The sequence below is a fragment of the Streptomyces sp. NPDC002779 genome, from assembly GCF_042888685.1.
Lineage (GTDB): Bacteria > Actinomycetota > Actinomycetes > Streptomycetales > Streptomycetaceae > Streptomyces.
This window is the reverse complement of the sequence record NZ_JBIAQC010000054.1, coordinates 1-5,935: the sequence shown is the minus strand read 5'-3', so window position 1 is coordinate 5,935 and position 5,935 is coordinate 1. Positions and strand designations below refer to the sequence as shown.

The 5,935-nt window shown below is 68.2% G+C and carries 7 protein-coding genes and 1 pseudogene; 7 read left to right on the top strand and 1 reads right to left on the bottom strand.

Annotated elements, in window-relative coordinates; all coding sequences use genetic code 11:
* Positions 1–170 precede the first annotated feature (170 nt).
* Entirely contained in the window at positions 171–518 is a 348-nt protein-coding gene (locus tag ACFYW5_RS37565) for a MerR family DNA-binding protein (protein WP_389421635.1), read from the top strand.
* Between the two features lie 8 nt (positions 519–526).
* Here ACFYW5_RS37565 and ACFYW5_RS37560 read toward each other — a convergent pair whose 3' ends face one another.
* Positions 527–2,017, bottom strand: coding sequence for a SulP family inorganic anion transporter (locus tag ACFYW5_RS37560; RefSeq protein ID WP_389421634.1), 1,491 nt, complete (start codon positions 2,015–2,017; stop codon positions 527–529).
* Between the two features lie 413 nt (positions 2,018–2,430).
* Here ACFYW5_RS37560 and ACFYW5_RS37555 point away from each other — a divergent pair, with 413 nt between their 5' ends.
* The 6 genes and pseudogenes from ACFYW5_RS37555 to ACFYW5_RS37530 all read left to right on the top strand — a co-directional run bounded on the left by ACFYW5_RS37555 (position 2,431) and on the right by ACFYW5_RS37530 (position 5,752).
* Positions 2,431–2,841: a MerR family transcriptional regulator gene (locus tag ACFYW5_RS37555; protein ID WP_389421633.1), complete on the top strand. Its 411-nt coding sequence runs from the start codon at positions 2,431–2,433 to the stop codon at positions 2,839–2,841.
* Between the two features lie 478 nt (positions 2,842–3,319).
* Positions 3,320–3,532, top strand: coding sequence for a hypothetical protein (locus tag ACFYW5_RS37550; RefSeq protein ID WP_389421632.1), 213 nt, complete (start codon positions 3,320–3,322; stop codon positions 3,530–3,532).
* On the top strand, positions 3,532–3,672 hold the full coding sequence (locus ACFYW5_RS37545) for a hypothetical protein (protein ID WP_389421631.1): 141 nt from the start codon (positions 3,532–3,534) through the stop codon (positions 3,670–3,672). The genes ACFYW5_RS37550 and ACFYW5_RS37545 overlap by 1 nt, the downstream gene beginning before the upstream one ends.
* Positions 3,673–3,746: 74 nt before the next feature.
* A pseudogene (locus tag ACFYW5_RS37540) lies at positions 3,747–4,204 on the top strand (restriction endonuclease); the annotation flags it as partial.
* 43 nt (positions 4,205–4,247) lie between these two features.
* The gene (locus ACFYW5_RS37535; RefSeq protein WP_389421636.1) at positions 4,248–4,961 is read left to right on the top strand and encodes a restriction endonuclease; all 714 of its coding nucleotides are present in this window, start codon (positions 4,248–4,250) and stop codon (positions 4,959–4,961) included.
* A gap of 197 nt (positions 4,962–5,158) precedes the next feature.
* The gene (locus ACFYW5_RS37530) at positions 5,159–5,752 is read left to right on the top strand and encodes a hypothetical protein (protein ID WP_389421630.1); all 594 of its coding nucleotides are present in this window, start codon (positions 5,159–5,161) and stop codon (positions 5,750–5,752) included.
* Positions 5,753–5,935 lie beyond the last annotated feature (183 nt).

Genomic DNA, 5,935 nt, shown 5'->3' with positions numbered 1-5,935 from the left:
CGGACAACGTGATCGCCACAGCAGAAGGCCCCGAATGCGACATGACAACAGGGTACTTACTAACCAACAGGATTTCTGGCGCATGACACTAGCAGCCGAAGAGGGTGTGCGATGAGCCGGACCATGACTGTGGGACAGGCCGCCGAGGCATCGGCGCCACTCGCCGGGCAGTGCGATTGTACGAGGAGCGCGGCCTGCTGAGGTCGGTCCCGCGCACCGACGCCGGTTACCGCCTCTACGACCAGGACAACGTCGACACACTCACCTTCATCCGCAGGGCCCGGGCCCTCCCCCTCGACGACATCGGAACCATCCTCGCCCTGCGCCGCAGTGGCACCACCCCGTGCACGGCGGTGCGCGACATGGCGGACGCCCGTATCAGTGAGATCGACCGGGCCATCACTGACCTGCGGGCGCTGCGCGCGACCCTGGTGGCGGCACGCGAGGACGCGGTGGCCTCCGGGTCGGAGCCGGAGGCCGACGGCGTCTGTCCCGTCATCGAGTGTCACGCGCGCTGAGCGCCAGGCTAGTGGCTGCCGGCGAGTTCGCCGCTGAGTTTGCCGTGGAGGTGGGCGCTGGGGTCGTTCAGGCCGACGATCTCGACGGTCTTACCGCGCTGGGCGTACTTGCTCTCGATGGCGTCGAGGGCTGCGACGGAGGAGGCGTCCCAGATGTGCGCCGCGCTCAGGTCGATGATGACCTTGCCGGGGTCGCCCGCGTAGTCGAACTGGCCGACGAGGTCGTTGGACGAGGCGAAGAACAGCTCGCCGGTGACCCGGTAGAGGACCGTCCCACCGTCGGGGTCGGTGACGGCGGTGACCTCGGCGAGGTGGGCGACGCGCTTGGCGAAGATGACCATGGCGGTGATCGAGCCGACAACGACGCCGATGGCCAGGTTGTGGGTGGCGACCACGCACACGACGGTGACGAGCATGACGGTGATCTCGCCGGCGGGCATTCGCTTGAGGGTCTTGGGTGCGAGGGAGTGCCAATCGAAGGTCGCGAACGACACCATGATCATGACGGCGACGAGCGCGGCCATGGGGATGTCGGAGACGATCGGGCCGAAGACGATGCAGAGCACCATCAAGAAGGCCCCCGCCAGGAACGTCGACAGACGGGTGCGCGCGCCGGAGACCTTCACGTTGATCATCGTCTGGCCGATCATCGCGCAGCCGCCCATGCCGCCGAAGAAACCGGTGACGATGTTGGCGATGCCCTGGCCGATCGACTCGCGGGTCTTGTTCGAGTGGGTGTCGGTGATGTCATCGACGAGCTTGGCCGTCATCAGCGATTCCATCAGCCCGACCAGCGCCATCGCGAAGGCGTACGGGGCGATCGTCGTCAGGGTGTCCATGGTGAACGGCACGTCGGGCAGGCCCGGCACGGGGAGGGAGGACGGCAGTTCGCCCTTGTCGCCGACGGTTGGCACCGCGATGGCCGCACCGACGGTGATGACGGTGAGGATCACGATGGAGACGAGCGGTGCGGGGATCACGGTTGTGATCTTCGGGAAGAACAGCATGAGCGCGAGGCCGCCGATGATCAGCGGATACACAGCCCAAGGGACGTTCCGCATCTCCGGCACCTGGGCCATGAAGATCAGGATGGCGAGGGAGTTGACGAAGCCGACCATCACCGAGCGCGGGATGAACCGCATCAGCTTTGCCACCCCGAGCGCTCCGAGGACGACCTGGAAGACGCCGGCGAGGATGACGGCGGCGATCAGGTAGCCGAGGCCGTGCTCTCGGTTGAGCGGGGCGATGACGAGGGCGATGGCACCGGTGGCGGCAGAGATCATCGCTCGGCGTCCGCCGACGACGGAGATGACGACGGCCATGGTGAAGGAGGCGAACAGGCCGACCGCAGGATCGACACCAGCGATGATCGAGAAGGAGATCGCCTCGGGGATCAGCGCCAGGGCGACAACCAGGCCCGCGAGGACCTCGGTGCGCCAGACCTTCGGATCGGTCAGCCAGTTGGGCTTCAGGCCGCGCAGGCGCGCGGCCGGGGACACAGCGGTAGCGGAAGACAAGAGTTCAGGAACCTGTCGTGCTCGGGCACACCCTGCGGCAGCCAGGGACATGCGGGAGGACGCGGAGGGGCCGGGCCGACACCCCGCGGACGGCCCCGTCAGCGCGGAGCCGGAAGACCAGAGGGAACGGAGCAGGCAGGCGCGAGGGCGCCGGGCTCACATTCGGGGGCGAAGCGTCACGGCGGGCAGGCGGCGGCACCGGGCGTCATGGGCTCGCGCACGCGTCTCTCCTGCAACAATCAGAACTTCGCCGGGGGCGGCATCGGCCCCGACACGGCACTGGTGAAGCAGCGGTGCGCCGCTCCAGCATCAGCAACTCTACCCTAACGTTAGAGTAGGCATTGGCGGGTCCCGGCCGGGGCGACCACTGTGACGGAAAGGCCAGGAGCGGGGACGTGGACGGCAGGCACATGCAGATCGGCGAGGTCGCCGCGCGCACCGAGCTGTCCCTACGCACCATCCGGCACTACGAGGAGACCGGCCTGGTCGTCCCCTCCGCACGCTCTCAGGGGGGCTTCCGCCTCTACACCGAGAACGACGTTGCCCGCCTCATGGTCATCCGCCGGATGAAGCCGCTCGGCTTCACCCTGGACCAGATGCGCGACCTGCTGGATGCCACCGACCGCCTCGACGCCGGCGGTGAACTCGGCCCGGACGAGCGCGAGGCGCTTCTGGAGCGCGTGCGCGAGTACGAGAAGGCCGCAGCCGAGCAGGTGGAGAAGCTGCGGATCCAGCTCGCCCGCGCCGAGGACTTCGCCGCCACGCTCCGCGCACGGCTGCCCGAGAGCGAGTCGGCCCGTACCTGATCGCCGGGCGCCGGCAGAACCCGCCCTTACCCCTGCCTTCGGTCTCGGCGGCCGAGTCCGGCCACGGCAGCCCTCCTCCGAATCCGCACGTGGGCATCGCGAAGGAAGTGGCTCAGGGGTGGCACCGGCGCATTCGCGACGAGGCGTGCGCTCCTACGGCTTTTCGCCATTCATTCCCAGGACTCCTGTCTAGTGAGTCCGGCAGCATTTCCGCAGGTGAGCGCCGCGTAGGCTGCTGCAGCTCGTAGGGTCCGAGCCACTGCGGCGCGGACGGCAGAGCAGCTGAGGAGCCTGTCCGTCGAGGTCAGCAGTTCAGGCTCCACGACCCGGGGGCCGCGAGGCCGAGTGACACACGTGGCTTGATGGCGGTCCGGCCAAGGACAGCACCGTGATGATCCATCAATTCCTGTCAGTGGCCGCTGCTACACCAATCTCAGGGACGAGCCGCGCCAGTGGCTCACCGACGGGAGGGAACAGCATGCCGAACATTCCGGACGGGTTCCATTATGTGCGTGGACACATCCGCCGTAACCCGAAACCGCGCAGCGCGAAGCGGATGAGCGGCTGGATGATCGCCGGACTGCTGGCCGGCGACTGGTTATGGGGGCAGGTGTTCGGGTTCGGTGAGGCGGCCTCCACGACGCCGCCCGCAGCTCCGCAGCCCGCCGCCTCCACTCCGGCCAGCCGCTGATGACGCGCACGCGGTGGCAGGTGCGCCGCCCACGCGGCGCCGCGGAGGTCCTCTCGGCGCTGGTCGTGGCCCTGGCCGTCGTGGTGCTGGCCATCCGGATGGCCGCTGCGACCGCCGCGAGGACGCGTGGCCGTTCGTAGTGGCCGTCACTCTGCTGGCGTCCGCTCTTGGGTCCTGCCGGATCGTGCCGAGCGTGCGTCGGCACCGACTCGACGCCGGACGGCTGGCCACGTTGCGGATCACCCTGGCCGAACTTGACTCCATGGACGACCGGCAGTTCGAGCACGCGTTACGAGACCTCCTGGTCCGCGACGGCTGGCCGGCCCGCCGTGTGGGCGGTAGCGGTGACCAGGCCGCCGACGTCATGGGCGACCATCGCCAGCGAGGTCGAATCGTCGTACAGGCCAAGCACACTCGCGTCGGCGGGAAGGTGGGGTCGTCGGTGATGTACGCGGTGCAAGGGACAGCTGGCCCGGCCCATAAAGCCGAGCACGCAGTCGTCATTACCAACGGGTCCTTCACCCGCGACGCCAAGGCGTGGGGCGACCGGCACGGTGTCCATTGGGTCGACCGAGAAAGCTCCGGCGCTGGGCCGAAAGCGGCGCCGCCCTGCATGAACTCCTCGGGTTGTCCCCGCGCTCCCGCGCAAGCCGATTCAAGCGCGCGACCTGACCAACCGGCTCGCTGACCGCCGTCCGATACGTCTGGGGGTGTGGTGTTCGACGAAGACGGGTCACTCGACCCAACGCTGAAATTCCTCCTATACGCGGTCCTCGCGCTGGCCATCGGCAAGATGCTGTGGCAGTGGCTCACCGAAGACGTCAGCCGGTGGATCACCGTAGACCTGTGGAACCTGATCGCAGATCACCCATGGTGGACCGGGCTGATCGCGGTCGGCGCACCGGCCGTGCTCATACTGGTCGGCAAGCTCCTGTCGTTCTTCTTCGGCACCCACAATTACGTCGGCCCGGACGACGCGTTCGTCGCACCATCAGACGGTGATCCCGACCCGGACGTGCTGACTTTCAAGATGAAGCAGCTCTCCTCGATGAGCGCCACGGGGTTCGAGCAGGCATGCACCGATCTCCTGGCCCGTGACGGGTTCCTGGGTCCCCGCCGGGTCGGCGGCGCCGGTGACCTCGGCGTTGACGTCACCGCCCACGACCCCGAAGGCCGCCTACTGATCGTCCAGTGCAAGCAGTACACCAACCCGGTCGGGTCAGGCCACGTGCAGAAGTTCAACGGCACAGCCCGCCCGCACCACGGAGCCGACCTCCCGATCATGATCGCCCTCAATGGCTTCACCGAACCGGCCATCAAGTTCGCCCAGCACCACCGGCTCATCCTCATGGGCCGTTCCGAGCTGAAGGCATGGGCCCACGGCCGGCATCTGTACGACGTCCTCGGCATCCAGAGCACAACGCAGTGACTGCTGGTCCCGCAAGCTGGAAGGCTTGGCCATCCACCTCGGCGGCAGTATGCCCTTCCTCACAGGACCGGACGTGGATGGCAACACGATGGGCTACTGCAACTCGACACGTCCGACGTCGTCGACCGCCATGTAAAGCGACACGACCTGCGGGGGACACGGTCTCTGCGGAAACAAACCTGTTCCGGTCCCTCACGATGAGCACGACCGCCTTCGGGGTGGTCCTGGGACTCGGGGCGCTGGGCGCGGCGGCCGGGGCTCTGGCGGCCCCGTCACTCGCGGCGCGGTACGGGCCCGGGCTGATGATGCTCACCGCGCTCGCGATCATCCCGCTCACCCAGCTTCCTCTGCTCCTCGCCTCCCCGGGCCTGGTCTGGCAGTTCTCCATCGGCATCGCTCTGTTCCTTCAGCTGGCATGCGCCGGGGCCGCGGGGACGACCCAGCGCACCATTCGCCAGGTCATCACCGCCGACGGCATGCAGGCCCGGATGCAGGCCGTGCCTACCTGGCTCACCTCCGGCGGGCGGCCGGTGGCCGCGCTCCTCGCCGGCGGGCTCGGCACCTGGATCGGTGTGCGCCCCACCCTGATCGTCGGCACCTGCCTGCTCGTCGTCCCCGTCGTGGTCCTCTACCGCTCCCCGCTGCGCAGCCTGCTGTACATGCCTGGCGCACCCACCGTGGCTCCGCCTTCAACCGAGGCCATCACACCCCCGACCCCGCGGCCGATCGTCCCTCATCCCGCAGTCGCCGTGGATGTGCGGCACGACCGCTCTTCGGAAGACGGGCCGTGAGCACAACCCGGACACGGCCCGTCCGCCCCACACCTACCCCCTGCCCTCCAACGCTCGAGGTGATCACGTGCCGCCCTCCCGTCTCATCGGTGTGTCCAGTCAACGGCTGATCTTGGTTGTTGAGGGTCAGTGGCTGGTGGGGGTGAGTCGGCCTTCGAAGGCGATCTGGAACGCGTTCAGCGG

Coding starts and splice junctions, on each gene's coding strand:
- ACFYW5_RS37550 (WP_389421632.1), top strand. CDS start 3,320: ATGCCGAACATTCCGGACGGGTTCCATTATGTGCGTGGACACATCCGC.
- ACFYW5_RS37545 (WP_389421631.1), top strand. CDS start 3,532: ATGACGCGCACGCGGTGGCAGGTGCGCCGCCCACGCGGCGCCGCGGAG.
- ACFYW5_RS37530 (WP_389421630.1), top strand. CDS start 5,159: ATGAGCACGACCGCCTTCGGGGTGGTCCTGGGACTCGGGGCGCTGGGC.